The organism is Helicobacter acinonychis, from assembly GCF_900461455.1.
GTDB lineage: Bacteria > Campylobacterota > Campylobacteria > Campylobacterales > Helicobacteraceae > Helicobacter > Helicobacter acinonychis.
Genome location: NZ_UGIA01000001.1, coordinates 1,091,970 through 1,118,460 on the forward strand (window position 1 = coordinate 1,091,970; position 26,491 = coordinate 1,118,460).

General features: G+C 37.7%; 21 protein-coding genes. 4 read left to right on the forward strand and 17 right to left on the reverse strand.

The window, feature by feature from the left end; translation table 11 throughout:
- Positions 1-196 precede the first annotated feature (196 nt).
- The 16 genes from DYI00_RS05260 to DYI00_RS05335 form a co-directional block, all read right to left on the reverse strand.
- Complete coding sequence (locus DYI00_RS05260; RefSeq protein WP_011577260.1) at positions 197-1,054, reverse strand: cytochrome c1; 858 nt, start codon at positions 1,052-1,054, stop codon at positions 197-199.
- Positions 1,051-2,289 carry a cytochrome b gene (locus DYI00_RS05265; protein WP_011577259.1) on the reverse strand — a complete coding sequence of 413 codons (1,239 nt, stop codon included), beginning with the start codon at positions 2,287-2,289 and terminating at the stop codon, positions 1,051-1,053. The genes DYI00_RS05260 and DYI00_RS05265 overlap by 4 nt, the downstream gene beginning before the upstream one ends.
- An 11-nt stretch (positions 2,290-2,300) precedes the next feature.
- Positions 2,301-2,804, reverse strand: coding sequence for a ubiquinol-cytochrome c reductase iron-sulfur subunit (petA, locus tag DYI00_RS05270; protein ID WP_011577258.1), 504 nt, complete (start codon positions 2,802-2,804; stop codon positions 2,301-2,303).
- A gap of 113 nt (positions 2,805-2,917) precedes the next feature.
- Positions 2,918-5,932 (reverse strand): transcription-repair coupling factor, encoded by a 3,015-nt coding sequence (gene mfd / locus DYI00_RS05275; protein WP_011577257.1) that lies wholly within the window; start codon positions 5,930-5,932, stop codon positions 2,918-2,920.
- Positions 5,932-6,339 carry a bactofilin family protein gene (locus tag DYI00_RS05280; protein ID WP_011577256.1) on the reverse strand — a complete coding sequence of 136 codons (408 nt, stop codon included), beginning with the start codon at positions 6,337-6,339 and terminating at the stop codon, positions 5,932-5,934. Before DYI00_RS05280 ends, mfd begins: the two co-directional genes overlap by 1 nt.
- Positions 6,258-7,193 carry a peptidoglycan DD-metalloendopeptidase Csd1 gene (csd1, locus tag DYI00_RS05285; RefSeq protein WP_011577255.1) on the reverse strand — a complete coding sequence of 312 codons (936 nt, stop codon included), beginning with the start codon at positions 7,191-7,193 and terminating at the stop codon, positions 6,258-6,260. The genes DYI00_RS05280 and csd1 overlap by 82 nt, the downstream gene beginning before the upstream one ends.
- Positions 7,194-7,201: 8 nt before the next feature.
- On the reverse strand, positions 7,202-8,128 hold the full coding sequence (gene csd2 / locus DYI00_RS05290; RefSeq protein WP_011577254.1) for a M23B family cell shape-determining DD-metalloendopeptidase Csd2: 927 nt from the start codon (positions 8,126-8,128) through the stop codon (positions 7,202-7,204).
- A complete protein-coding gene (locus DYI00_RS05295) occupies positions 8,128-9,303 on the reverse strand; it encodes a glutamate ligase domain-containing protein (protein ID WP_041600173.1) in 1,176 nt (391 codons plus the stop codon). Before DYI00_RS05295 ends, csd2 begins: the two co-directional genes overlap by 1 nt.
- Positions 9,293-9,811: an LPS assembly lipoprotein LptE gene (lptE, locus tag DYI00_RS05300; RefSeq protein ID WP_011577252.1), complete on the reverse strand. Its 519-nt coding sequence runs from the start codon at positions 9,809-9,811 to the stop codon at positions 9,293-9,295. Before lptE ends, DYI00_RS05295 begins: the two co-directional genes overlap by 11 nt.
- Positions 9,808-12,228, reverse strand: a complete 2,421-nt coding sequence (gene leuS / locus DYI00_RS05305) for a leucine--tRNA ligase (RefSeq protein ID WP_011577251.1) — start codon at positions 12,226-12,228, stop codon at positions 9,808-9,810. The genes lptE and leuS overlap by 4 nt, the downstream gene beginning before the upstream one ends.
- A 9-nt stretch (positions 12,229-12,237) precedes the next feature.
- On the reverse strand, positions 12,238-12,576 hold the full coding sequence (locus DYI00_RS05310) for a DUF6394 family protein (protein WP_011577250.1): 339 nt from the start codon (positions 12,574-12,576) through the stop codon (positions 12,238-12,240).
- Positions 12,577-12,585: 9 nt separating this feature from the next.
- Complete coding sequence (secF, locus tag DYI00_RS05315; RefSeq protein ID WP_011577249.1) at positions 12,586-13,557, reverse strand: protein translocase subunit SecF; 972 nt, start codon at positions 13,555-13,557, stop codon at positions 12,586-12,588.
- An 8-nt stretch (positions 13,558-13,565) separates the two neighbouring features.
- Positions 13,566-15,146, reverse strand: a complete 1,581-nt coding sequence (gene secD / locus DYI00_RS05320) for a protein translocase subunit SecD (RefSeq protein ID WP_011577248.1) — start codon at positions 15,144-15,146, stop codon at positions 13,566-13,568.
- On the reverse strand, positions 15,147-15,437 hold the full coding sequence (gene yajC / locus DYI00_RS05325) for a preprotein translocase subunit YajC (protein ID WP_011577247.1): 291 nt from the start codon (positions 15,435-15,437) through the stop codon (positions 15,147-15,149).
- 48 nt (positions 15,438-15,485) lie between these two features.
- The gene (gene nhaA, locus DYI00_RS05330) at positions 15,486-16,802 is read right to left on the reverse strand and encodes a sodium/proton antiporter NhaA (protein WP_011577246.1); all 1,317 of its coding nucleotides are present in this window, start codon (positions 16,800-16,802) and stop codon (positions 15,486-15,488) included.
- A 23-nt stretch (positions 16,803-16,825) separates the two neighbouring features.
- Positions 16,826-19,726, reverse strand: coding sequence for a RecB-like helicase (locus DYI00_RS05335; RefSeq protein WP_104709214.1), 2,901 nt, complete (start codon positions 19,724-19,726; stop codon positions 16,826-16,828).
- Positions 19,727-19,977: 251 nt separating this feature from the next.
- Between DYI00_RS05335 and rpsB the strand changes: the two genes are divergently transcribed.
- The 4 genes from rpsB to DYI00_RS05355 are packed head-to-tail and all read left to right on the forward strand — an operon-like array spanning position 19,978 to position 24,245.
- Positions 19,978-20,772 carry a 30S ribosomal protein S2 gene (rpsB, locus tag DYI00_RS05340; RefSeq protein WP_000258276.1) on the forward strand — a complete coding sequence of 265 codons (795 nt, stop codon included), beginning with the start codon at positions 19,978-19,980 and terminating at the stop codon, positions 20,770-20,772.
- A complete protein-coding gene (gene tsf / locus DYI00_RS05345) occupies positions 20,772-21,839 on the forward strand; it encodes a translation elongation factor Ts (RefSeq protein ID WP_011577243.1) in 1,068 nt (355 codons plus the stop codon). Before rpsB ends, tsf begins: the two co-directional genes overlap by 1 nt.
- A 59-nt stretch (positions 21,840-21,898) precedes the next feature.
- A complete protein-coding gene (locus tag DYI00_RS05350) occupies positions 21,899-22,999 on the forward strand; it encodes a DUF5343 domain-containing protein (protein ID WP_011577242.1) in 1,101 nt (366 codons plus the stop codon).
- On the forward strand, positions 22,989-24,245 hold the full coding sequence (locus DYI00_RS05355) for a DNA cytosine methyltransferase (protein WP_011577241.1): 1,257 nt from the start codon (positions 22,989-22,991) through the stop codon (positions 24,243-24,245). The genes DYI00_RS05350 and DYI00_RS05355 overlap by 11 nt, the downstream gene beginning before the upstream one ends.
- 1,121 nt (positions 24,246-25,366) lie before the next feature.
- Here the strand turns inward: DYI00_RS05355 and tsaD are convergent.
- The gene (tsaD, locus tag DYI00_RS05360) at positions 25,367-26,395 is read right to left on the reverse strand and encodes a tRNA (adenosine(37)-N6)-threonylcarbamoyltransferase complex transferase subunit TsaD (protein WP_011577240.1); all 1,029 of its coding nucleotides are present in this window, start codon (positions 26,393-26,395) and stop codon (positions 25,367-25,369) included.
- Positions 26,396-26,491 lie beyond the last annotated feature (96 nt).

Genomic DNA, 26,491 nt, shown 5'->3' on the forward strand with positions numbered 1-26,491 from the left:
ATTTGTAGCCAATTTCTTTGCATTTTTTGTAAATCTGGCGTTTTGTCGTTGCAAGCCTTGTATAAAACTTGAAAATAAATTATCGCTTAATGGCAGACTAGTTTAATGCATGCCTTTTAGCTTAACGCCCTTTTTGGAGAGTGGGTTAGATTGAACCCATAAAAGATTATAAGATAAGCCCTCCCCCTTTTTCAATTCAATGCACTTCGCCCCAAACCTTTCTTTTCCAAGCATAAGCCAAGAACGATAACACCGCAAAGAAAACCATAATCTTAATCCCTAAAGTATTTCTTTCATGTTTTTTGCGATCGCCTGCTTTTTGCAAATAAGAGATGACTTGTTTTTGAGCTTGTTCGTTCAACCCCACCCTAGGCATAGCCGTGCCAGGTAAAAGCTTTTGTGGGTCATTGATGAAAATATTCAAGCCATGTTCACCCTTAGCTCTAATCATCATGGACAAATCAGGTGCATGAGAGCCTAAATAATTGGCTAAATCTTTAGCGTCGCTAAACGCCTTGTCTTTAGCATAATCTAGGCTATGGCATCTTTGACAGCTTTGAGCAAACACTTCCTTATCGCTCAAGCTTTTAGGCAAAATAGAAGTGAGATACGCCACAATATCGCTCAAATCTTTATCGCTAAATTGAGAAAACGCCGGCATAGGATAAGGCCTTTCATCGTTGAATTTATGGCTCAACTTCGCTGTTTTCACAGGGTCTTTGATGAAGTGGGCTAAGAAATTCGCATTCAAAACCCCCGCCACATGGCTTAAATCCGGTGGCACAACCCCAAAAGAGTTGCTCGCACTAAGACTATCCATAGGGGCTGGAATGTTTTGAGACTTGATACCATGACAAGCGGTGCAATTTTCTGCTACAAGCTGTTTGCCCCTATTGGCATCGCCATTTTTCAAATCAATAGGCTCTAAATCTTTGAAAGCAAAATCTGCCGGAGCGACTTTAGGGTGCATCACAGAATGTGCATAAGGCTCAACCCCATAATAAATCACGCCTATCACTACAATAAGGATAATTAGAATTTTAAATTCTTTCATCTAACACCCCCTTGTTTCTTCCTCTCAGCAATAGTAATAATGGGCAATACCACAAAGAAAAGGGCTAAGAAAGTGATCGAACCAGCCAACCCAATGTATTTACCTATTCCAAGTGGAGGCAATTTACCATAGATCGTTAAAACAATCATATCAATAATTACAAGCCAAAACCACACCATAAAAGCAGGCCGTTTGTGTGCAGGAGCGACCACCGGACTTCGATCCAAGAAAGGCAGTAAGAAGAAAATCACTTGCGCCACGCCAAAGGCCATTAACCCTAAATCAGCGCTAAAGAAAAAGCCCCTTAAGACTTCATAGCTCCATAAGAAATACCACTCAGGGTAAATATGAGGCGGCGTTTTAAGGCTGTTAGCCCTTTCAAAGTTAATAGGATCCATCGCAAAATCATAGTGGTAACACACCAAGTAAAAGAAAAAGACCATGAATGCACAAACCACAAAAATATCTTTAGACAAGAATACCGGCCAAAAAGGAATGACTTTAGATTCCTTTTTCTTGCCTTCAATGAATTTTTTCTCTTCCAATTCAAAGTCAATTTCTTCGCCTTCTTGGTTATTGACATGCGGAATGCGTAAAGAGTAGAAATGCACCCCAATGAGCAAAATAATCGCAATAGGCAATAAAAACACATGAAGCATGAAAAAGCGCGTTAAAGTGGAATCTGCCACGACATAATTACCCCTGATCCACTCCACCACATCAGCCCCAATAAAAGGAATACCTCCAAATAAATTGGTGATAACCGCTGCCGCCCAATAGCTCATCTGCCCCCAAGGCAACATATACCCACTAAAGGCTTCCGCACTAAAGACCACAAATAAAATCATGCCACTAATCCAAATCATCTCACGACCCTTTTTGTAAGAGCCATAATAGATAGCGACAAACATATGGATATAAATGATGACAAAAATCATGCTTGCTGCAGTGGCATGCATGTGGCGCCAAAGCCAGCCATAAGCCACTTCTTGCATGATTGTGAAATTCACGCTATCAAACGCCATTTTCGCATCAGGCTTGTAATACATGAGCAAGAAAATCCCTGAAACTACAAGCACGCCAAAAAGGGTTAATAAAATCACCCCCATAGCCCATAAGAAATTGATGTTTTTAGGGATCCAATATTCTGTCATTAGCACTTTAACAAGCTTGTTAGTGCCAAGACGCATGTCCAACCATTCGCCTAAATTTTTCGCTTTTTTTATCTCTGCCATTGAAACTCTCCTTACGCTTTAGCCACCATGTTTTTGTATTCAGCCCCAGCTTCGCCAAAAGTGATCTTAGTGCCTTCAACTTTAAAAGGCGGAATATCAAAAGGGCGTGGAGGGGGAGTGCCGGCAACATTCACGCCATCAGAAGTGAAACGACCCCCATGGCATGGGCATAAAAAACCTTTTTCTTCATCTTGATAGGTGGGGATGCACCCTAAATGCGTGCAAATTTGAATGGCTGTGGTAAAAACGCTTTCGCCGATTTTAAAATCGCGCTTTTCGTTAAAGCTTTCTTTTTTAGAACGCTTGAGAATATAGACTGGTTTCCCACGCCATTCCACCGTGGAAAACTGCCCTTCTTGCATACTCGCCACATCTATGGTTGTAAAACCGGCTGAAACGACGCTTGGAAGCGGATCCCAAGTCTTTTTCATCGCCACTAGACTCGCTATGGCTCCTATGGCTGTAACACTAGCAAGGCTCATTCCTAAAAAATCACGCCTTTTAATATCTGCCATGATTAAAAAACTCCTTAATGATTATTACCTTACGACTAAAGGCATAGCAAACGGCTATTCTACAACAAACTTCTTAATAATCTTTTTAAAATAAAAAATTAAAGCTCAAAAGATTAAAATGAAGCGTTTTTACGCCGTTTTAAAGAAATTTGAGCGCGTAAATGTTTCAAAAGGGTTTCTAAAATATCGTTATCGTCTTTGCTTGGGGCTTTTAGACTCCCTTTAGTTTCATCGCTATAAGCGATGGTGATATTTTGATTGAAATTAGAAAGTTTGAGGATGCCAAGCTCATTAGCCAAAATTTTAAGCGTAATGATTTGTAAAAATTGCTCGCTCAAAGCGTCTATTTTGCCAAACCTGTCTTCTATTTCTTCATGGATTTGCCCCACCTCATCCACATTTTCACACAAACTCAAACGGCGGTACAAATCCAACCTCAAACTATCGCTTGCGATGAGTTCAGGGTTTAAAAAAGCGCTCACGCTCAATTGGATTTCTACGCTTTTTTCAAGCCTTTTTTTCCCCCCACTCAATTCATAAATCGCATCTTCAAGCATGCGTGTATAAAGCGAATAACCGATATTTTTAATATGCCCGCTTTGATCTTGTCCAAGCAAATTCCCACCCCCCCTAATTTCTAAATCATGATAAGCGATACTCTCCCCACTACCTAAATACGAATTTTTTTCTAAAGCGAGCAAGCGTTTTAAAGCTTGATCGTTCAAACTCTTTTGATCTTCTATAAGAAAATAGCAAAAACCTTCTTTCTTGCCTCTCCCCACACGCCCTCTCAATTGGTGCAAATCAGCCAACCCAAAATTCTGTGCATTATCAATAATAATCGTGTTAGCGTTAGGCAAATGAATGCCGGATTCCACAATAGAAGTGCATAATAAAACCTGATAGTTCCCTTTAGCAAACTCTAACATGATTTCTTCGCTTTCATTAGCGTTAATTTGGGAATGCAAAATAGCGATTTTGAGTTTAGGGATTAAATTTTCTAGCTCTTTTTTGACTTTGGAAATACTAGCAATATGGTTATGGATATAAAAAATTTGCCCATTACGGCGCAATTCTCTATGGATAATCTCTTTTAATAATTCATCATTCTTTTCTTTCAAAAAAGTGCGGCTAGGCTTTCTGTCTGTAGGTGGGGTTTTTAAAGAGCTAATGCCTTTAATTTGAGAGAGCGCCATGTTTAAAGTGCGTGGGATAGGCGTGGCGGACATGCTTAAAAAATGCACGCTTTTACTCAATTCTTTTAAAGCTTCTTTTTGTTTCACGCCAAATTTATGCTCTTCATCCACCACCATTAAACCCAAGTTTTTAAATTTCGTGCCTAAAATCGCATGCGTGCCTACAAGCACATCAATTAACCCTGATTCTACCGCCTTTAAAAGCTTGTTTTTTTCGCTCACATACCTATCCAAACGAGCCACTTTAACGCCAAAATTTTCAAAACGCGCCCTTAAAGTCTCAAAGTGCTGGTGGGCTAGTAAGGTAGTAGGCACAACTAACGCACTTTGAAAGCCGTTTAAAAACGCGCAAAAAATGGCATGCATCGCTACTTCCGTTTTCCCAAAGCCCACATCACCGCTCAATAACCTGTCCATCACTCTATGAGAGCCTAAATCCTTTGAGATTTCAGCGATGGCTTTTTCTTGATCGTTAGTGTATTCAAAACCCGCATGCGTTTTAAAGATTTCCAACTCCGCTAAATGCGTGTCCATCTTTTTACCTAAGATTAAATTGCGTTCAGCCGCTAATTCAATAATCTTACTTGCAATTTCTAAAAGTTTGGTTCTTACTTTAGCTTTAAGTTTGAGAAAACTCCCTTTCCCTAGCCTGTCTTTAGTAGGTACGCTGTCGCTTTGCGCCACATAGCGAGCGATTAGATGCAAATTTTCTACCGGTAGTAGCAGTTTGTCTTCGCCCAAATAAGCGATCTCTAAAAAATCTCTCTTGCTCCCTAAAACGCTGTGCTGGATTAATTGAGAAAACACACCCACCCCATAATCATCATGTACCACCCACTCGCCCGCATTCAATTCATTCAAAGCGAGCTTGGATTTTTTGTGTTTTTTCTTCCTTTCAAAAGAATTGAGCGAGATAAAAATTTTATCAGGGGTTTTAAAATTTAACACAAAGGGGGCGATAACGCATTGAATGTGGCTTGTATCAAGTGTACCTAAGACATTGTCTAAAATCGTTTTATTAGGGGCTAGAAGCGTGATTTTATGGTGTGAGTGTAAAGCAATAAAGCTTTCTATCGTGCGTGCATGGATTTCTAAATCTTCATAGCCTTGGGGGGTTTCTAAGATTTTTAAAGATTTGAAACGCTGTAAATCCAATTCGTTTAAGCTCGCTAATTCTTGAATTTCTTCTAAAGCCTTGGGGCTTATAATGCTTGGATAAACGCTTAACAAGTCTTGCGCTTTTTCGTCTAAAAACCACAAACCAAAACTAGCTAAATCTTTAGAGAAGCTATTTAGGGGGCTTTGTTCTACTTTTGTTTGTAAATTTTTATAAGATTGTTCGTCCAAACTAAAAAGCGTGGGGGTTATTTCAATTTCTAATAAATCCTCTTTAAGACTCATTTGAGTGAGTGGGTCAAATTCCTTAATGCTCTCGCACTCTGTGTCAAAAAAACTCAAGCGATACGCCTTAGAATTAGGTGCATAAATATCTACAATATCCCCCCTAAAGCTCGCCTCCCCTTCCACTTCCACTAAATCTAAAATCTCATAACCATAATAAAAGAGCTTGTCTTTTAACTCCTTAAGGTCGTATTTTTCTAAAAGAGTGATTTTAAAGCTCTCTAAAAGTTCTTTTTTAGGTAAAGGGTGCAATAACGCGCTAATAGGGGCAATGATAATAGCCTCTTGCTTTTTTTCTAAGGCTTGATAAAACTCCCTTAAAGCCCCTAAAAGCTGTAAAAATTCTTCAAAAAACGAACGCAAATCGTCATTTTTTTTAGCCCTAAATTCTGGGAAAAGAATGGCTTTAATATGTGGCTTAACATAGCTTATCACTTCTTTAGCAAGCTCAGACTCTTTAAAATCCTTACAAGCGAGTATTTGACAATCAAAGCCTTTATTTAAGGCTCTATAAAGGATAGATTGGATCACTAGCTTTTGATTTTCTTTTCTTGCTTATTGGTAAGCAGTGCACTTCCCTGCAGGTTTTTAGGGCGAGTCTCCCCAATCAAAATCCCTTTCCTTTCCACCACAAGTTCTTGGCTAAAAACTTTACCCTCAAGGAGACCTGAAGGCATGATTTCTACCACTTCCGCTTCCACCACCCCATTAAACTTGCCATTCACCACCAATTTATTGGCAAAAATCTCACCCACCATCAAGCCGGTTTGCCCAATCACCACCGTGCCTTTAGAATGCACCACCCCTTCCAATTCACCATCTATGTGCAAATGGCATTCAAGATAAAGCTCACCTTTTATTTTTGTGCCTTGAGCGATGATGGTCGCTGGTCCCGTTTTTGCATTAACCGATTTATGATTGTTATCAAAGATTGCCATCTGATGCTCCTTTCTTTATTGAAAACTTCTTCAAAATCTTTCATGTTCCATTTGGTGAAACTCATAGGGTTTATGGGCTGATTCAAAAACCGCACTTCATAATGCAAATGCGGTCCTGTGCTCATTCCTGTATTACCACTATACCCAATCAACTGCCCTTTTTTGACAAATTCGCCTGTTTTAACAGCGATTTTATTCAAATGGGCGTAGTAGGTTTTGAAACCAAAAGGATGGAATATTTTAATCAAATTCCCATACCCCCCATTCCACCCCTTATTGGCTAATCCCACTACCCCACTTGCGCTCGCATACACAGGGGTGTTAATAGCGGTGCTTAAATCAAGCCCAGTATGGTTATGCAACACATGCAAAATAGGGTGGATCCTTTTACTAAAATTCGCTGAAACACGCCGATACGATTCTAGTGGGTAGTCATTAGGGATAAGGCGCATGATAAAGCTTTTTTGAAGTCCGGTAATCCCAGCGACATCCAAGCGGCTTGATAAATCCCCCTCTTCTTTTTCTTCAGGTTTATTCACCCCCACCACTTCTTCTAAATCGTTGATGCGCTCCCCTGAAAGTTGCAGATCATCTAAAAATTCATCCATTTGCAAAGAAAGCTTTTCGTTAGTCTCTTTTTTTTTCTCAAATTCTTTAGTGATTAGGGCATGCTGTTGGTCAATATTTTTAATTTCTTTATTCAAAACCAATAACGAAATACCCAAAAACAACAAAGAACCCACAACGCTCAAAAGTGCATACAAGCCAATTTGACGGAATAGTATATGCACATTGATATAACGACTCCCTTTAGAGTCCGTAACCATCACAATCAAACGCCTGTCTAAAAACACCAAAATCCTTACCGGCTTACTAACGCGTCTCTATCCACATGCTCTTGGAGCTGGATAATATCTTCTAAAACCCAAAACAAATTCTTCCATTCAATAAATTTATTTTCTTCTAAAGCGCTTTGAAAATGTTCCAAATTCCATGTCAGAAATTTTTGTGCGTCTAAAATTTTACCCAAAAACCGCACTTCATAATGCAACTTTTCGCCACCGCTATTCCCGCTCTTCCCGCTATACCCAATCAACTGCCCTTTTTGGATAAAGCTTTTAGGTTGCACATTGACATGATCTAGGTGCGTGTAAATGGAGCTAAAACCAAACGCATGCTCAATGCGTACCAAGTTCCCATACCCCACATTAGAATTAGTCTTCACAAAATCCACAATCCCATCAGCACTCGCATAAACAGGCGTGTTTAATGGCACAATGAAATCAAGCCCAGATTCAATACCTTTGATCTTTTTAATGGGGTGGTTCCTTTCTTTGGTGGGCTTAATCGCGCTATAAGTTTTCAAGGGCATGCCATTAGGAATGAGCATGAGTGCTAAATGTTTTTGAGCCAGATTCAAATTTTCTAAATCCACTTCATCATAGAGGTGCACCCCCCCATTAGCCCCTCTTTTGACTTCAATTAAGGATTCTAGTCCCCGAATCTTTTGCCCCACGATAAAAATTTCTTCTCGTTTGTTTTTGATCTCTTTTGCTAGGGCGTAATTTTTTTGATACAAATCCCTAAAATCCCTTAAAACCGCATTCCTTTCGCTTGTCATCGTATCCATTTTGGCGATCAAAAATTTTAAAAAACCCACGCCAAACCCCACAATCAATAAAAGAAACGCAATAGCAATGATGAGGTTGCGTTTTAAATTTTTAGAGAATTTGAGTTGTTTAGAGCCTGATTCATCAATGATGGTGATCACGAGTTGGTTTTGCGGCATCAATCCCTCTTCTTTTGATAGCGTTCATAAAAAGCATTGACCACTAAAAATGAGCCATACACCAAATAATTTTCGTTTTCTTTCACATCTTCAAACAAAGCGTATTCTAACCCTAAATTTTCTAAAATCCCTTGAAGCGTTTCTAATTGAATCACCCTTTCTTTGTTTAATTCTAAAATCAAAACCTTTTTAATTACCGGTTTTAAAATTTCTAGCACCCCAAAAGCGTCTTTATCTTGATAGCAATTATAAATTAAAATGATTTTAGTGTTAAAAACACGCTTGATTTCTTCTTTTAAGGCTTTCGCACTATGGGGATTATGCCCCACATCTATTAAAATATTAGGGCTTAAAAGCTCGCAACGACCGATTAAATCCAAAGGCTTTAAATGTTGTAAAACTTCTTGTTTATTGCATGGCATAAGCGTTTCAAACGCCTTCAAAGCCACTTCTAAATTCATCGCTAAAAAATGGGCTAAATGGTAGCGTTCAATATAGTCTTTCACTTCTTGTGAGATCTCATTTTGAACTACAATTAATTGGGCTTGTTTGTCTTTGGCTATTTTTTGAGCTATATTTAAAACTAGTTCTTGTTGCAAAGCGACAATATTAAGAGTGCTCATCGCCTTTAATTTGGTGGTTGCAATGCTTTCTAAACTATCTCCTAAAAATTCCTTATGATCATAGTCAATGGGGGTGAAAACACTCAGCGTTTTTTCTAAAGCGTTTGTGCTGTCAAACTCCCCCCCAAGCCCTGCTTCTAAAACTAGATAATCGCAATCTTTAGCCAACATGACAGCCAGTAAGGTAGCGTATTCAAAATACGAACAAGCGTTACTGAAAGCGTGCAGTTGCAATTGCTGGTGGGCGTTTTCTAAAGCGCTTTCATTAACGATAGAACCATTCAAATAAAAGCGTTCTCTAAATTCAAAAACATGCGGTGAAGTGAAGTGCAACACCTTAAACCCTCGATCGGCTAATAAAAGGGTTAAAAACCGCCCTGTGCTACCCTTACCATTCGTCCCTACAATGTGAATGGCTTTTGCTTGAATCTCAAAAAAAGCGTTTCTAAAATCCTTGTAAATTTGAATGAAACGGCTAGGGTCAAATTTATGGTATTCTTTAGGCTTTGTTTCTAAAAACGCCTTCAATCCTTTCAAAGGGCTATTTTTCATTATTGAATTTCCCTTCATAAGCGATTTGCGCTACAAATTTAGTCAAAGTTTGCTCCACAGCCTGATTGATCGCATAATAGCGGTTGTTGTAGGTGTTTAGGGGGTCTTGCAAATTCACAGCATAGTTGTAATATCCGCTATTTTGAAAAGTCTTTCTGACGCCTTTTTTATTATCATAAGTGTAATTCACAAACACAGTCGCGCGATAGAAAGTCGTAAAGCCTTCTTTATTTTGCGTGATGCTCGTATCGGTCACATTCGTGATCTCTATGATAATAATGGAATCTGCATCCTTTTCACTCGCCAGGCGGTTTTGGAAGCGTTGCACGACTAAACGATTCATCAAGTCTTTAAATTCCACAGAGTTTTCAGGGTTAGGCATATTCACAATAAGCTGCACATACACGCTATTGCCAAGCGCGTTTTGGGCGTAAGTAGCGATGGGCTTATACCCACAGCCCTTTAACAAAAACAACACAATAAAGAAAAATAAAGCCCTAAAAATCATGCGATAACAAAATTAACAAGCTTATTAGGCACATAAATTTCTTTTTTAACGCTCGCATTTTCTAAATATTTCTCCAATTCTTTTTTAGCCAAAGCGAGAATTTCTTCTTTACTGGCGTTAATATGGACTTTCAATTCCGCACGCCTTTTGCCATTGATCGTGAGTGCTAAAGTCATAGAGTCTTCTATTAAAGCGCTCTCATCTATTGTTATAGGCTTAAAATTCGCTCTTTTAAAAAGCCTTTCGCTCAATTCCCATGCGGTGTGTGGGATCATAGGCTCTAAAACTTGTAATAACACAAAATAGCCTTCGCATAAAATTCGCTCATTATTTTGCGTATTTAAAGCGTTTAAAGCTTCCATGCAACTTGCGATCAAAGTGTTAAACGCGTAAGTGCTTTCAGGATTATTGAAAATTTCATGCGATTTTTTCAACGCCTCATAGACTTTTTTGCGAGCTAATTTTTCCGCTTCATTCAAGTTCGCTTCTTTAAATTCAGGCTTATAAGTGGTTGGGTTAATAGCGTTCGCTTTGTCGTATAAGCGCTTGATAAACCGATGTGCCCCCTCTAAAGCACTGTCATTCCATTCCAATTCTTTAGCCGGTGGGGCAGCAAAAAGGATAAAAAGCCTTGCCGCATCCGCCCCATATTTTTTGAGTATTTCTTTAGGGCTAACGACATTGCCTTTAGACTTGCTCATTTTAACGCCATCTTTTAAGACCATGCCTTGAGTGATAAGCTGTTTGAAAGGCTCATCTAAATCAATATAGCCCAAATCCCTTAAAGCCTTAGTGAAAAAGCGCGCGTATAATAAGTGTAAAATCGCATGTTCAATGCCACCAATATAAGTATCCACTGGCATGAAATACTTCAAGTAGTTTTTATCAAACGCTTGATTTTCACGCTGATTTTTAGGGGTGGTGTAGCGCAAGAAATACCAGCTAGACTGAATGAAAGTATCCATGGTATCTGTTTCTCTTAAAGCGTCTTTGTGGCATTTAGGGCATTGAGTGAATTTCCAACTGGCATGCTTTTCTAAAGGATTGCCCTCCCCATCAATCACAATATCTTCGGGTAAAGTTACCGGTAGTTGGGTTTCAGGCACGATCCCGCAATTCTTACAATGAATCATAGGAATGGGCGCTCCCCAATACCTTTGACGGCTTACCCCCCAATCTTGCAAGCGGTAGTTTATCACTCTTTTACCGAGATTTTCTTTTTCAAAATAAGCGATGATTTTTTCTCTAGCCACTGAGCTAGGAAGGTCGCTCCACTCCCCACTATTTTTTAAAGTTTCTTCTTTGGTGTGGGGCAAATTTTGAGGGCTTTGAGTGATCACTTTGATAGGGATATGATAAAGATTAGCGAATTCAAAATCCCTTTCATCGCAAGCAGGCACGCCCATTAACGCCCCAGAGCCGTAATTGGCTAATGCAAAATTGGCCACCCAAATAGGGATTTTTTGCTTCGTTAAAGGGTGGATAGCGTAAATGCCTAAAAACGCCCCCTTTTTCTCCAAAGTTCTTTCTCTTGGAGTCGTGTTTAAAATCGCTTTAATAGTCTTTAAATCCTCTTGATTCACTTGCTTGATGGCATGCTCTACTAAAGGGTGTTCTGGGGCGATTGCAATGTAAGTTACGCCATAAATGGTATCCGCTCTTGTGGTAAAGACTTCAATTTCTTGAATGTCATTGCAAGCTTTCAAGCACTCATCAGCGATTTTAAAACGAAATTGCAACCCGCTAGATTTCCCTATCCAATTTTTTTGCATGAGCAAGACTTGAGAAGGCCAATGATTTTTTAAAGTTTCTAAGTCTTTTAACAATTCTTCAGCGTAGTTTGTGATTTTTAAATAATATTGGTAGAGTTCTTTTTGAACGACTTCTGTATCGCAACGCCAGCACCTCCCCTCTATGACTTGCTCGTTAGCTAAAACGGTTTTATCGTTAGGACACCAATTGAGCATGGCCTTTTTACGATAAATCAATCCTTTTTCCCACAAGTCAATGAAAAATTGTTGTTCAAATTCCGTGTAATTGGGATCTGAAGTGGCAAATTCCCTATTTTTAGAAAAAGAAAACCCTAGAGCTTCAAACTCTTTTTGCATGTTTTCAATATTTTCATAAGTCCAGGTTTTAGGGTGGATACCATGCTTAATGGCAGCGTTTTCTGCAGGCATCCCAAAAGAATCAAACCCCATAGGGTGTAATACATTGTAATGGTGCAAACGATAATAGCGCACCAAAGCATCGCCAATGGTGTAATTGCGCACATGCCCCATGTGGATTTCCCCACTAGGATAAGGCAGCATGCTTAAAATGTATTTTTTAGGGAGGTTAAAATCGTCTTTAGGTTCAAAACTCTCATTTTGGTGCCAAAATTCTTGCCATTTTTTTTCTATACTCACAAAATCCATCGCTATCCCTTAGTCTGTTTCACTCGTTACAACGCTTTCAATCAATAAAAAGATCAAACTAAAAGTGTTACTAATCAACGCCCCAATCATGAGCATGTAAGCTGTAACCAAATTATTTAAAATCTGTAAAAAAACAAATGCCGGTATGAGGTGCAACACAGTGGCTAAAGAGCTGGCCAATAATTCTGAAGCGAAACGCTTGCTCACCCCAATTTTAAGCGTAACGGAAATAAGGTTTAAAGCGAGCGCTACAAACAGCACCGCAATATTAGGTTCATACAAAAACCCTGCAATGGTCGTTAAAGAAATAAGACTGAACAACACATGAACGACTCGACCCCAATCCATAGAAACTCCTTAAACTAGACCGCTTTCATACAAACGGCGCATTTTTTCTTTTTCTTGAGCTTTTTTGACTTTTCTAGCCTCATTCTCATAATATTTATACATATCAAAACCTAACAACAACGCCACTTTAGGGGCAATGAAAATAGAGCTATAAGTCCCTACAATCGTGCCTATTAACATGGGCAATGAAAAACCAATGATGATCTTACTCCCAAACACACATAAAATCAACACCACAAAAAACACGGTTAAAGAAGTTAAAAGCGTGCGCGTGAGCGTGCTAGAAATGGCTTCATCAATGGCTTGAGCGGCGTTTTTAGATTTTTGAGACAACATCTCTTCTCTAATCCTGTCAAAGATTATGATCGTATCGTTAATAGAATACCCAATCAAAGTGAGCAAAGCCGCAATCACTTCTAAATTCATATCAATTTTAAAAAGGATTACTGAGCTTGCCACTAAAATCACATCATGCACAAGTGCAACAACGCTCGCTAAAGCGAAACGCCATTCATAGCGGAAACTCACATAAACCATGATCGCTATTAAGGCTAAAATCAGCGATAAAATGCCCTTTTCTTTCAACTCGCTCCCCACTCTAGGACCCACGGTGTCAAATTTACGGATTTCAAAATCGCCACTGGGCTTTAGAATGTTGGCGACGATAGCGTTCAAATCTTCGTTTTGGGCTGTTTCTACAAAAGGGAATTTGATTAAAATCTCTTCTTTAGAGCCAAACTCACTCACCTGAACACCCTTAAAACGGGTTTCTTTTTCAAAAAGAGCGCGCACTTCTTTAATGGGAGCGTTTTGTGGATAACGCACCTGCACCAAACTCCCCCCAGCAAAATCAATCCCCAAAGAAAACCCTTTAAAAAACAAAAGCCCTAACGCTAGAAGCACCAAAATCGCTGAAAGAATCGCCCCATAATTGGAATAACGCATGAAGCTTAAAATTCTAGTTTGTTTGAATAATTCCATAAAAACTCCTAAGCTCTTTTATTTTTCACGCCAAACCAAAAGTAAAGGCTCTTGGTTTGGGTCAATTTAGGCAAAAGGGCTTGATAAATCCCTTGCGTGCCTATAATAGCGGTGATAATAGAGGCTAAAATCCCAATGCCTGTGGTGAGCGCAAAGCCTTTAATCGCTCCTGTGCCATAAGCGTATAACAACACTGAAGCGATCAAGGAGGTGATATTGGAATCAAAAATCGCCCGACTTGCATTGATATAGCCTAAATGGATCGCTTTAGCGATACTCTCGCCCTCCCTTAACACCTCTCTAATACGCTCATTAATAATGATATTAGCATCTACGGCAATCCCCACAGTTAAAACAATCCCTGCCATTCCAGGTAAAGTCAGCGTCGCTCCAAAAATCGCCATCACCGCCACGATCAAAAAAAGATTCACCACTAACGCCACGCAAGCGATCACCCCAGCCATAGAGTAATACAACACCATAAAACCTAACACCAAAATAAAGCCCCCTATTAGAGCGTTAATGGAAGTTTTAATGCTGTCTTTCCCCAAACTCGGACCCACGATTCGTTTTTCTAAAACTTGAATGGGTGCTTTCATCGCCCCACTCCTTAAAGCGATCGCTAAATCGCTCGCTTGAGCCACGCTAAAACTCCCACTAATTTGCCCGCTCCCTCCCCCAATGCGCTCTCTGATCACGGGGGCTGAATAGACCTTATTGTCCAAAACAATTGCCATGCGTTTGCCCACATTCGCACCTGAAAAATCCCCAAAAATCTTAGCCCCTTGCGCATCCAAAGTAAAACTCACCACCGGCTGGTTGTTTTGGTCATACACCACTTTCGCATCTGTAAGCATTTCGCCATCTAAAATAGGGATCGCTTTGAGTAAGATCTTACCCCCCATTTCCACATCAGACAATAACACGCTGCCTAATTTTTGAGCCTCTAAATCCGTCATTGTCATGGCATCTTTATTATGCTCTTCATCCACTGCCATCATTTGCAAATGAGCGGATCTAGAAATCAAATCTTTAGCACGCCGTTCTTCTTCTAAAGTCTTAATGCCAGGTAATTGCACCGAAATTTCTTCTCTGCCTTGTTGGATAACCACAGGCTCTGCCAAACCAAATTGATCCAAGCGGTTACGGATAACCCCTATGACTTGCAAAATCGTGTTTTTACGCAATTCTTCTTGCTCTAAAGGGGTGAGCTTCACGCTATAAAACTCCGCTTCTTTTTTGATCTCAAACTGGCTATGACCCTGCAACTCTACTAAAAGCGTGTCTAATTTTTTCGCTTCATCTTCATCTAAAAGCTCAAAGCTAACCCCTTCTAAACTGGATTTAATGTCTTTAAGCAAGATGTTTTGCTTTTTAGCGTTGTATTCTAAAGCGGACGCTAGGCTTAAATATTTGTTTTTTAAAGCCTCATCGGTTTGCACCCCTAAAAGCATGTTTAACCCCCCCCTTAAATCCAAACCTAAAGTGATTTTAGGACCTTTAGTCTCTAGTAAAGAAGGCACAGAAAACCCTACGCCAAAAAAAAGCGCGAAAACAAAAACGATCAAACGAAAATTAAAAAGTTTCATTTAGTTGTTGTTTGGCACTACTTCTTCGTCTAATTTGAACGCTATATAGTTTTTAGAAAGTTTAGCCGTAGAATCATCGCTGAGCTTCACGCTAAAAAAATTCGCTTCCGCTTTAAGTACCTCAACGATCAACCCACCTTGAGTGACAATCTTATCGCCTTTAGTCAAGCTCTCTATCATTTCTCTGTGCTTTTTTTGTTGTTGGCGTTGCGGACGAAAAATCAAAAAATAAAAAATAAGAAGAAACACCACAAAGGGTAAAAGCGTCGTTATAATGTCTCTTGTTCCCATTCAATTTCCTTATAAAGATATTTTAATCTCAAATTATAGCATTTTTAGCTATTTCTTTAAAGTCGCTTTTTTGTCTAGTAAAAATAAATACAAAGCCCCTATGATCCCAGAAATCAAAGATCCCAGTAAAATCGCAATTTTTGCCACTTCCATAGCGTCCTTATGCTCGCCAGTGAAAGCCAAATTGGAAATGAACATAGACATAGTAAAGCCAATCCCTGCTAAAAACCCTGCCCCTAAAATATGCCACCAACTTATACCTTTAGGGCGCGAGGTGATTTTGAATTTTTCACCTATAAAGGTAATAAGGAAAATCCCTAAAGGCTTACCCAAACAAAGCCCCAAAATGACCCCTAAAAGCACCTTATCGACTTCTAAATTGATGTTAGAATCAACGCTCACCCCCGCATTTGCAAACGCAAATAATGGCATGATGAAATACCCGCTAATGGGCGCTAAAAAATGCTCCAATTTTTCCAAGGGGCTTTGCAAAGCGTTCGCTTTTTCTCCAATAGAATGTAAAATTTCTTGCTGCTCTTTGGTTAAAAGGACTTCTGAGCTCGTCTCTGCGTATCGTTTGCCTAATTCTAAAAGCTCTACATTTTTGGAATCTTTAGGGATTTTCACCGGTATCATAAAAGCTAGAACCACCGCAGCGATCGTGGCATGAATACCGCTTTGATGCACGCAAAACCAAAGCAACACCCCTAAAAGCAAGTAAGGGATAAGCGAGTGGGTATTCAAGCGGTTCAATAGCGCTAAAACAAGAACCACCCCTAAAGCCCCTAAAAGCCATGCGAATTTTAAATTCGTGGTATAAAAGAGTGCGATCACCATAATAGCCCCCAAGTCATCAGCCACTGCTAGAGTGATTAAAAAAACCTTTAGAGCGGTAGGCACTCTCTTGCCTAAAAGCATGATCACGCCTAAAGCGAACGCAATATCCGTTGCCATAGGGATCCCAAAACCATGTTGAGAGGGCGTGTCAGCGTTAAGGAAAAAATAAATCAATCCTGGAGCTATCATGCCCCCAATGGCTGCAATCACAGGAAAAGAAGCTTTTTTAAAACTGGATAATTCCCCAAACAACAACTCTCGCTTGATTTCCAATCCTATCATCAAAAAGAATAACGCCATTAAGACATCATCAATCCAATTATGCAAACTAAAGCCGATAAAAAAATCCCCTATTTGAAACCCAAAAGGGGTGTGCCATAGAGCAAAATAACTTTCTTTTACAAACGAATTAGCCACCACCATCGCTAGCACAGCGTTTAAAAAGAGGAAAATCCCCCCAAAAGACTCGCTTTTAATAAAGTTTTTAAGCGTCAAACTGAGTGCATTTTCTGTTTTTTTAAAATTCATAGACAACCTTAAAATTTTTAATTTCAAACCCATAATTTTTCAAGCAGTCTTTTATGAGCGTAAATAATGCCCGCTTGTATCTTAAAATGGGGGGCTTGAGTTCGTAAAAACTCGGCGTAATGAGACACTTGCACTTTGTGGCTTTGTCGGTAATTTTGAGAGCTTTTATAATCTAAAACATGCAAATTTTGCCCCCTATCCCACAATAAAACATCTATCCTAGACACAACCCCTTGGAATAAAAACGCCACTTCACCTTTTAGGGCGTTGTTTTTAAAAAGAGTTTGGATTTCCCTATCGTTTTTAAAAAGCTCCAAACTCTCTTCTAACGCTTGATTATCCAAACCATAAAAACCATAATGGTAGTTTAAATATTTTAAAACGCTTTCTTTAGGAATGTTATAAGCGTATTGGTATTCTAATCCCTTGTGTAAGGCGATACCAAAATTAATCGCTTCTTGATTGTCATTTTTTTCATAATCAATATCTGGCTCTTCTTCTATCTCTTGGACTTGCTCGCCATAAGCATGGGGCTTGATGAGAGTGCTTGTGATTAAAGGCTCTTTTTTAGAAGAAATAATCGGCGTAATTTTTCCCGTCTCTAAAGGTGCAAGGTCCAATTTTTCGTGCATTTCTTTGTTTTTGTTTTCTTTTGTGTCTTTTTTTTTGCCTTTGTCTTTAGCCGCTTGATCTTTGTCTTTAGCCACGACAATCAATCCTAACTCAGCTCTAGTGAATGCGACATAATACTTATTGATTTCTTCATGATCTTTAGCCACTTTTTCTTTTTCTAAAGCTCTAGCGTAATCTTTATCTACGACCTCACGCTTTTTCATTCTGTAATACAGACGCATAAGCTCTGTGTTATCGTATTCTTCAAGGAATTTACTTGTGGGTCCTGATTTAGGGCTATTCAAGCGTTCGCACACGATCACATAAGGGAATTGCATGCCCTTAGATTTATGAACGGTCATAATCTGTGTGCCTTTTGCATTGAAAGAAGCGATCTTTTTAGTCTCTAATTTTTCTAAAAATTCATTCGCATCTTCGCACCCAACCGCCAATTCCAAACAGCTTTGCACCGGCTCTTCATAAAGTTCAAATTGCTCCATCACCCTCCACACAAAGCTTGCCACGCTCTCTTTTTTAGGGTTAAAACTGGGTAAAATAATCACATCATCATGCAAGTATCCAGCGAGTTTTAAAACGCTATGCTTATAAAAAGGCTTATAGCCTTCTTCAGCTAAAGCGTGTTCTAGGGCGTTTTTAATGATTTTAGATTCTACAAATTGAGACAAATTAGCGCTAGATTCTGTGCTTGGATGAATTTCGCTTAAACGCTCTTGTAAATGGCGTTTGATTTCTAAAGCATCTTTATTAGTGGTGCATAAAATGGTAATGTCTTTAGGATCAATATGATGTTCTAAAAGGTTTTTAGCTTCTTGTAAGACTTGATTTAATAACAACTCCTTTTCATTAGCCACTAAAGAGATTTTAACATAGCCGTCTGTGGCATGTTTATTGTTGGAAGTTTTAGGGTATTTTTGCTCCAAATAAGCGGTGGAAGAATTTTGATAAGCCTTTTTAAATATGGTATTCACATAGTTGATGATTAAAGGCGAACTGCGGTAGTTGAATTCCAAATTATCGTGGTAAAAATCCTTAGAAACGCTTTCAAACAAGGAGCTACAACTCCCTCTAAAGCCATAAATGCTCTGCTTGACATCGCCTACAAGAAACACGCTCCCTTGACATTTAGCCTGCCCTATCCCAGCTTTAATTTCATCAATAAAAGGGGCTAAAATCTTATAATCATTCAAACTTGTGTCTTGAAATTCATCAATCAAAATGTGGGCGATCTTGCTATCCAACCTAAAATAAAAAAATTCCGCCGGCATGTTTCCGTAACTATTTTTATAGTTATTTTTATAGCTATTTTCCTGATTATCCAACAAAACATGGACCTTATCTTTAATCGCGCTAAAATCTAGGGCTTGGATTTTAGAAGTGGCGTTATCATAGAGTTGGATGAATTTAGGGAATTTTTTAAACAACGCAGTTTCTCTAGCTTTATAATAGCGTTTGAGATCGTTTTCAATCTCTTCGCATTTTGTGTCTAAAGTGGGGATTTCATCTTTGAGTTTTTTAAAATACTTATACTCGCTCTTTTTTTCAAGCCAAGTTAAAGAGCTGTTTAAAAATTCTTTAAAACTCTCGCATTTAATGGCTGTTTTAGCTTTATCTGACGCTGTTTCTATATTTTGGATTTGATGGTTTAAATCCCTTAATTTTTTTAAAAAAACCTCTTCATCAAACACAATCTCTTGCTTATTGAAATCAAACAAATAGAGTTTATTTTTTAAAAAACGCAGTTGTTCTAAAACAGAATCGCTTCTATTCTCATCGCTCAAACACTGTGCAACAAAAACGCTCAATTCTTTAAGTTGCTCGCTATCTAAAGCGCTCAAAAAACTCTCACTAAGCTGTTGTTGGTACGCTTGCGTGTCTTCATTGACTTCAAAATTCGCGCTCAACCCCACAAACCAGCAAAATTTCCTTAAAATGCTTTGAAAAAACGCATCAATAGTGCTGATTTTGATTTCGGCGTTTAAAAAGCGTTGGTAGATTTTTTTGGCGTTGTCTTGCACTAAACTAGGGTTTAAGTCGTATTTTTCTTCTAATTCTTTGAGGATATTTTGGGACTTTTCTTTTTCGCTCTCGGAACTTTCTTTTTGCAAAATTTTTAAATAATCTAAAATGCGCCCTTCCATTTCAGCGGTGGCTTTTTTAGTGAAAGTGAGCGTTAAAATCTCGCTAGGATTAGCCCCCTCAAACAATAGGGCTAAAAACCGCACGCTCAAAGCGAAAGTCTTCCCGCTCCCTGCTGAAGCTTTTAAAACCATGCATTGTCTTTTTGTATCCATTACTAAATATCCTAAAATCTGTTTTTGTTTTATTATAACCTAAAAGCCCTTGTTACTTAAGCTAAAAAACCTTAATCTTTTGCTATAATCATAGGGTTTTGTCATTTTTTCTATCTTTATTAGAAATCAAAGGGCAAAGACAGCGTCAAATTCACACATGCTAATCCTTGATATTTAGGTGTTCTTAAGAAATTTTAAGAATTGAATGAGCATGGAGGAAGAGAACCAAAATAACTTTAAGGAGAATTCTCATGGTAACCATGAAAGATTTATTAGAATGTGGTGTGCATTTTGGACACCAAACAAGGCGTTGGAACCCTAAAACCAAAAAATTCATTTTTGGCGTTAGGAAAAATATCCATATTATTGATTTGCAAAAAACCTTGCGCTATTTTAGATACACTTATAATATCGTGCGTGATGCGAGCGCTCAAGGCAAAAGCATCATGTTTGTAGGCACTAAAAAGCAAGCCAATGAGACTTTGAAAGAATTTGCTGAAAGCATCCAAGTCCCTTATGTCAATTACCGCTGGCTTGGTGGCATGCTAACCAATTTTAGCACCATTAGGAAGTCGGTAAGAAAATTAGAAATCATTGAAGAAATGGAAAATAGCGGTCAAATTGATCTGTTGACCAAAAAAGAAAAGCTTATGATTTTAAGGAAAAAAGAAAAGCTAGACAAGTATCTTGGTGGGGTGCGTCACATGAAAAAAATCCCTGATATGATTTTTGTGATTGATGTGGCTAAAGAAAAAATCGCCGTCGCCGAAGCGCGAAAACTCCATATCCCTATCGTGGCTCCGCTAGACACCAACTGCGACCCTGATTTAGTGGATTACCCCATTCCTGGGAATGATGATGCGATCCGCTCCATTAGATTGTTCTGTAAAGAAATGAGCGAAGCGATTTTAGAGGGGCGAGAACTCATGCAAGAAGAAATCGTCCATGCAGATGAAAATAGCGAAGAGATAGAGTTTGTGAGCAATGAAGAAAAAGAAGAAATGCTCGCTGAAATCCAAAAAGAAATCACTCAAGGAGCCGAATAATGTCAGAAATTAGTGCTCAATTAGTCAAAAAGCTGAGAGACTTAACCGATGTGGGCATGATGGATTGCAAAAAAGCCCTTGTGGAAGTGGCTGGGGATTTGCAAAAGGCTATTGATTTCTTGCGCGAAAAGGGCTTGAGCAAAGCCGCTAAAAAAGCCGATAGGATCGCTTCTGAGGGCGTGGTCGCTTTAGAAGTCGCACCTGATTTTAAAAGTGCAGTGATGGTAGAAATCAATAGTGAAACGGATTTTGTGGCTAAAAATGAGGGCTTTAAGGAATTGGTTAAAAAAACTTTAGAAACGATCAAAGTCCACAACGCCCATACAAGAGAAGAGTTGCTTAAAAGCTCGTTAGACAACAAGCCTTTTGAAGAATATTTACACTCTCAAATCGCTGTGATTGGTGAGAACATTTTAGTGAGGAAAATCGCTAATTCTAAAGCCCCTAGCTCTCACATCATCAATGGTTATGCACATTCTAATGCTAGAGTGGGCGTGCTAATCACCATGAAATACAATAATGAAAAAAACGCTCCAAAAGCGGTTGAACTAGCTAGAAATATCGCTATGCATGCCGCAGCGATGAAACCTCAAGTGCTAGATTGCAAAGACTTTAGCCTTGATTTTGTCAAAAAAGAAACTTTAGTATTGATCGCTGAAATTGAAAAAGACAATGAAGAAGCCAAACGATTGGGCAAACCTTTGAAAAACATTCCTACTTTTGGGAGTCGCATTGAATTGAGCGATGAAGTTTTAGCCCATCAAAAGAAAGTCTTTGAAGACGAATTGAAAGAGCAAGGCAAACCTGAAAAAATTTGGGATAAAATCGTTCTAGGGAAAATGGAAAGATTTATCGCTGACAACACCCTTATTGATCAACGCCTAACCCTTTTAGGGCAATTCTATGTCATGGACGATAAAAAAACGATCGCTCAAGTCATCGCTGATTATTCCAAAGAATTAAACGATACTTTAGAAATCACTGAGTATGTGCGTTTTGAATTAGGCGAAGGCATTGAGAAAAAGGCAGAGAATTTCGCTGAAGAAGTGGCTTTGCAAATGAAGTGAGTTTTTAAGTGCATTTTGCACTTAAAAACTTTCATGATTTTTAAACAATCCAAATTAACATGCCTTATAGACTAGAAAAAGACTTCCAAGATTTAATTACTAATAACAGCAACATTCAAAAAGATATTTGTTCTATTTTAGAAATAAACCATAAAGATTTTAAACTTTTAAGAGAAGACACTTATATCAATGGCATTACAGCAGATTTCACGCTTTTTGAGAAAAATAAAGTCAGAGCCATTATAGAGTGTAAGGGCGGATCTATTGGAGTGAGCGAGTATGTGCGTGGTATTGGTCAAATTTTTCAATACGAATATTTTTTTGAAAATAATCTGAGCCTTAAAAATTATGAATTTTGCCAAAATTTTAATAGCGTATTGATTTTTCCTGAAAGCGTTTTAAAAAACAACGATTTTAATGTGGGGCTTTTTAAATACCCTAAAAGCAAGAAAATTTTAGAGATCAATTCACATAATTTAGCTGTTAGATACATTAATGATAGTGAATTAGAAAAATTAAGAGAAACAAAACATAAGGATTTTAAGGTCATTTCGCCTTATTATGTGCGCGATATTAGATTTTTTGAAGTGTATTTTTTGCTCCAAGTTTTAGCCATTTTTAAATTTAAAAATAAATTAGTGCATCGTAAAAATATAGAAGAAACTATTTTAAAAAAGACAAATTCGCTTAATAATGGTAATTGGCGGAATGTTTTTATCACGCTATCCACATTAGGTTTCATTGATAGCAAAAATTATCCCACAAGCACAGGGTTAAACTTTGTTAATATGAGTTATAGTGAATTTCTTGTGATGATTTTTGAAAGTTATATCAAGCCTTACTATATTGAAATTTTTAAACTTCTAGAAAATGATACGCTTAATTTAAAAAATAATGAAATTGCAGAACGCATTAAGATGAATTTTAACAACCATGAAGTCTTATTTTTGACTGAGTCAAATTCAAGATACATTTCATCATGGCTTAACATCGCAAAAGATGATTTTGCTTTTTTTAGTTTTACTAAAAGATTAGCACAAAGGCGATTAATCTTTAACCCTTTTACTAGCAATAAAGAAAATTTTATTAAGCATATTGAAAAATATTCACTATACAATAAATATAAAGAAAGATATGAGGAAATCTTAAATGGCATATAATGTTTGTGAATTTTTTGTGGGAGCTGGTGGTTCGCATTTAGGCTTTATCCAACAAGGTTTTAAAACGCTCTATGTTAATGATATAGACAAAGATGCCCTAAAAACTTTACTTCATAACAATAAAGAATTAAAAGATGCAATTATAGATCAAACAAGCATTACAGAAATTGACCCTAAAAAATTACAAACACAAATAAAACAAGAGATTGATGTTATTTTTGCTGGCATTGTGTGCAAAAGTTTTTCCTTAGCTGGGGAGCGCTCACCCAACGATAAACGCAATTATTTTTACCGCTATTATTTGGATATCATCAAAACCCTAAGGCCAAAAATCAGCATTATAGAAAATGTAAAAGGCATGCTAAACGCTAAAATTTTGCCACAAAATTTAGATCCTAAAATTTTACAAGAAGTGGATATTTTATATCAAGAGTTAGAAAATTATAAGGGCAAAAAAGCGGAGTTAAGAAAAAAAAATTCTATCACTAAAGAATTTGAAAATTACGGCTTAAATTTACGCCAAAAAAAACAAGACTTGCAAAAGGAACTCAATCATTTATTGCATGGTGTCATAGATGATATTTTAAAAATTTATGAAAACTTGGGCTATCGTGTAGAGTTTAAAGTCTTAAACAGTGCATGGTATGGGAGTGCGACCAAAAGAGAAAGATTGATCATAGTGGCTATTAGAAACGATTTGCCCTTTAATTTTGCATTCCCTAAACCCACCCATTTAAACGATGAAATCAATACTAAGTTAGATTTCAAAGATTTACCGACAAGCTTTAAAAAACCTTTTTTGATTAGAGACGCTCTTGATTTGATTGATTATTCCAACTCAGATGATACAGACAATTTGCCCATGCAACACAACCCTAAAACAATTGAGCGCTTTAAATACATACAAGAAGGCAAAAATATCCAAGAATGCATTGAGAGTTTGCCTAAACATTTACAAATCTCTAAATTCTATTCTAGAGGCAATACCATGCGTTTAAAAATGGACGCCCTATCTCCTACTTTAGTGCCAGGGCATAGTAATTTTCCATTACACCCAATAGAGCATAGAAGTATCACCATTAGAGAAGCGGCAAGCATTACCGGCTTCCCTACTTCTTACAAATTTTTTGGCTCACACACCAAGCGTTGCGAACAAGTGGGTAACGCTGTGCCTATTGCTTTGTCAAGCGCGATTGCTAAAGAAGTTAAAAAATTTTTAGATAGTTTAAAATCAAAAGCTATTTAAACGCCCAAAAAAACCCACTAAAATAACTTCTTAAATCCATATCTTAAAATAAAGTTTTTGACTAGTCTTTTTCTTTTGCTCTACAATTCTTTGATGCGATTTAGGTTACTATTTCCTTGCCTGTTGGTAGGGGTTACACCATTAAATGGTTTTCCTTTTTATGTTTTAAATTCTTACAAAATTCTTCGCCTTCCCCTACTTTTAAGGTTATGTTTTCGCTCTTTGTGTTTTCCTAGCCTTTTATTGCTAAATACTATAATCTAGCGTTAGATTTGTGTTTGGTGGGTTATGGCGTTTATTTATGGCTTTGTCTTATTAAGTGTTAGTTATAAAAGAGCTTGATTTTAAGCAAACAATAATTTTAAAAAGCGTTTTAGGGTATCGCAAAATACCCCCTATCCCTTATTGAGTAAAGACTTGATATAAGTTTTATTGGAATTTAAATACCATTTTTTGCATTGAAAAAGTTTAAAATCTTGTCTTTATGGATACTTGACAATAATAAATATTCTGTGCTATAATAATAAAATAATTCAAACATGGCGATACTTACAAGCCATTTGAAAACATTAGTTTCTAATACTGATGTTTCGAAGAAAAGTAATGTCTTGTTAAGAGACACGCCACAAATCCCATGAAAGGAGAAACAATAAAACTATTATTCATCATAACGATCCTAGCGGCGTTCGCAACACCACTACACTAAACCACAGATCCTCGAGAGTCACCAACTCTTTAAGGATCTCCTCCTTGTGCTTCAAATTCTAATTTAGCTTTAAAATTCCTTATCAAAACTTAGAGAAATTTTAGCATGTCTATTCTTAAAAAATGCTTAAATTATACTTTTTTTCATAAAAAGTTATCTTTTTTCTATTGTATCTATATCATAAATATTTATTCTAAAACAACGGCACCCAAATGGTTCGCCCAAGCTGTGGCATTCAATCAAAAAAGGATTAAAACCAAAAAATAAGAAAGATACTAAATTAAAACTAGGATTATAAGTATAGATAGCTTGCGTTACGCTATGGTTTACATCTTGCTTTCTTTATTAATTCTATAAAATGCAAATAAAAATTGACAACTTTTAGAATTTTTATCATGCACTCCTTATTTTATCTCTATTCACTCAAAGCCTTTTTTAACAGCGTTCTTGGCGAAATGCTAGCTTTTTCTAAAGGGACAAAGTGCTTTTTTTGATAAGCTTCTAGGCTTGATCGCCCTATCATGGCGGCATTATCACTGCAAAATTCCAACGGAGCTAAAACAAGCTTGCAATCAAACTCATCGCACAAATTTTCAAACGCCTTTCTTAAGACCAAATTTTGGCTTGCTCCCCCCACAATGCCAAAAATTTTAGGGCGTTTGGTTTTAAAATAGCGTTTGGTTTGCTGGATTAAATGCTCTATGGCCACGCTTTGGAAATGATAGCCAATCTTTTGTTTGGTTATTTCATTCAAATTGGGGGCGTTTTTTTCAATCTCCAAACGCACCGCATTTTTTAAACCTGAAAAACTAAAAGCCAAATTCAGGCTGTTTTTTAAAGGGATAGGGAACATTAAAGGCTCATTTTTATGTGCATAATCCAAGGCTAATTTTTCTATTACAGGACCTCCTGGATAGCCTAGATTTAGCATTTTAGAAACCTTATCAAAGCTCTCCCCAAAGCTATCGTCTAAACTCGTAGCCATAATTTTAATGTCTTCATAATTTCTAGCCTCTAAAATCAAAGAATGCCCCCCAGAGACTAACAACACGCTTAAAGGCATGCAAGTTTTTTTTTCATTGATAAAGAGCGAATACACATGCCCTCTCAAATGGTCTTCTAAAATTAAGGGTAAATTTAAGGACAAGCTCAAGGCTTTTGCCATCATCAAGCCCTCTATTAGAGTAACGCTCAAACCTGGCTGGTTGGTGATAGCGATGGCTTTAAGTTTAGAAAAATCCTTATTCAAGCTTATTTTAATGCGTTCTAATAGCAACGGCAAATTCTCAGCATGCAGGCGCGATGCAAGCTCAGGTACAACGCCCCCATAAGAGCTATGGTGCTTTTCTTGAGAGATTTTAAAATGAGCGATAAGTTTAGCGTCCTCTATTCTTGTAAGGGCTAAAGAGCTGTCATCGCAAGAACTTTCAATGCTTAAAATCATGCCTTATCTTTGAATGATGGTGTTTTAGACTCAATCAAATTTTTAATCTCTTTGAGTAAAACTTGACACAAGTTTTCCTTGGTTATTATACTCAAA

Bases quoted from the DNA above. Each gene is read 5' to 3' on its own strand.
- DYI00_RS05260 (WP_011577260.1), bottom strand. From the start codon at position 1,054: ATGAAAGAATTTAAAATTCTAATTATCCTTATTGTAGTGATAGGCGTG.
- DYI00_RS05265 (WP_011577259.1), bottom strand. From the start codon at position 2,289: ATGGCAGAGATAAAAAAAGCGAAAAATTTAGGCGAATGGTTGGACATG.
- petA (WP_011577258.1), bottom strand. From the start codon at position 2,804: ATGGCAGATATTAAAAGGCGTGATTTTTTAGGAATGAGCCTTGCTAGT.
- DYI00_RS05280 (WP_011577256.1), bottom strand. From the start codon at position 6,339: ATGGCAATCTTTGATAACAATCATAAATCGGTTAATGCAAAAACGGGA.
- csd2 (WP_011577254.1), bottom strand. From the start codon at position 8,128: ATGCCGCAAAACCAACTCGTGATCACCATCATTGATGAATCAGGCTCT.
- DYI00_RS05295 (WP_041600173.1), bottom strand. From the start codon at position 9,303: ATGAAAAATAGCCCTTTGAAAGGATTGAAGGCGTTTTTAGAAACAAAG.
- lptE (WP_011577252.1), bottom strand. From the start codon at position 9,811: ATGATTTTTAGGGCTTTATTTTTCTTTATTGTGTTGTTTTTGTTAAAG.
- leuS (WP_011577251.1), bottom strand. From the start codon at position 12,228: ATGGATTTTGTGAGTATAGAAAAAAAATGGCAAGAATTTTGGCACCAA.
- DYI00_RS05310 (WP_011577250.1), bottom strand. From the start codon at position 12,576: ATGGATTGGGGTCGAGTCGTTCATGTGTTGTTCAGTCTTATTTCTTTA.
- secF (WP_011577249.1), bottom strand. From the start codon at position 13,557: ATGGAATTATTCAAACAAACTAGAATTTTAAGCTTCATGCGTTATTCC.
- secD (WP_011577248.1), bottom strand. From the start codon at position 15,146: ATGAAACTTTTTAATTTTCGTTTGATCGTTTTTGTTTTCGCGCTTTTT.
- yajC (WP_011577247.1), bottom strand. From the start codon at position 15,437: ATGGGAACAAGAGACATTATAACGACGCTTTTACCCTTTGTGGTGTTT.
- nhaA (WP_011577246.1), bottom strand. From the start codon at position 16,802: ATGAATTTTAAAAAAACAGAAAATGCACTCAGTTTGACGCTTAAAAAC.
- DYI00_RS05335 (WP_104709214.1), bottom strand. From the start codon at position 19,726: ATGGATACAAAAAGACAATGCATGGTTTTAAAAGCTTCAGCAGGGAGC.
- rpsB (WP_000258276.1), top strand. From the start codon at position 19,978: ATGGTAACCATGAAAGATTTATTAGAATGTGGTGTGCATTTTGGACAC.
- tsf (WP_011577243.1), top strand. From the start codon at position 20,772: ATGTCAGAAATTAGTGCTCAATTAGTCAAAAAGCTGAGAGACTTAACC.
- DYI00_RS05350 (WP_011577242.1), top strand. From the start codon at position 21,899: ATGCCTTATAGACTAGAAAAAGACTTCCAAGATTTAATTACTAATAAC.
- DYI00_RS05355 (WP_011577241.1), top strand. From the start codon at position 22,989: ATGGCATATAATGTTTGTGAATTTTTTGTGGGAGCTGGTGGTTCGCAT.
- tsaD (WP_011577240.1), bottom strand. From the start codon at position 26,395: ATGATTTTAAGCATTGAAAGTTCTTGCGATGACAGCTCTTTAGCCCTT.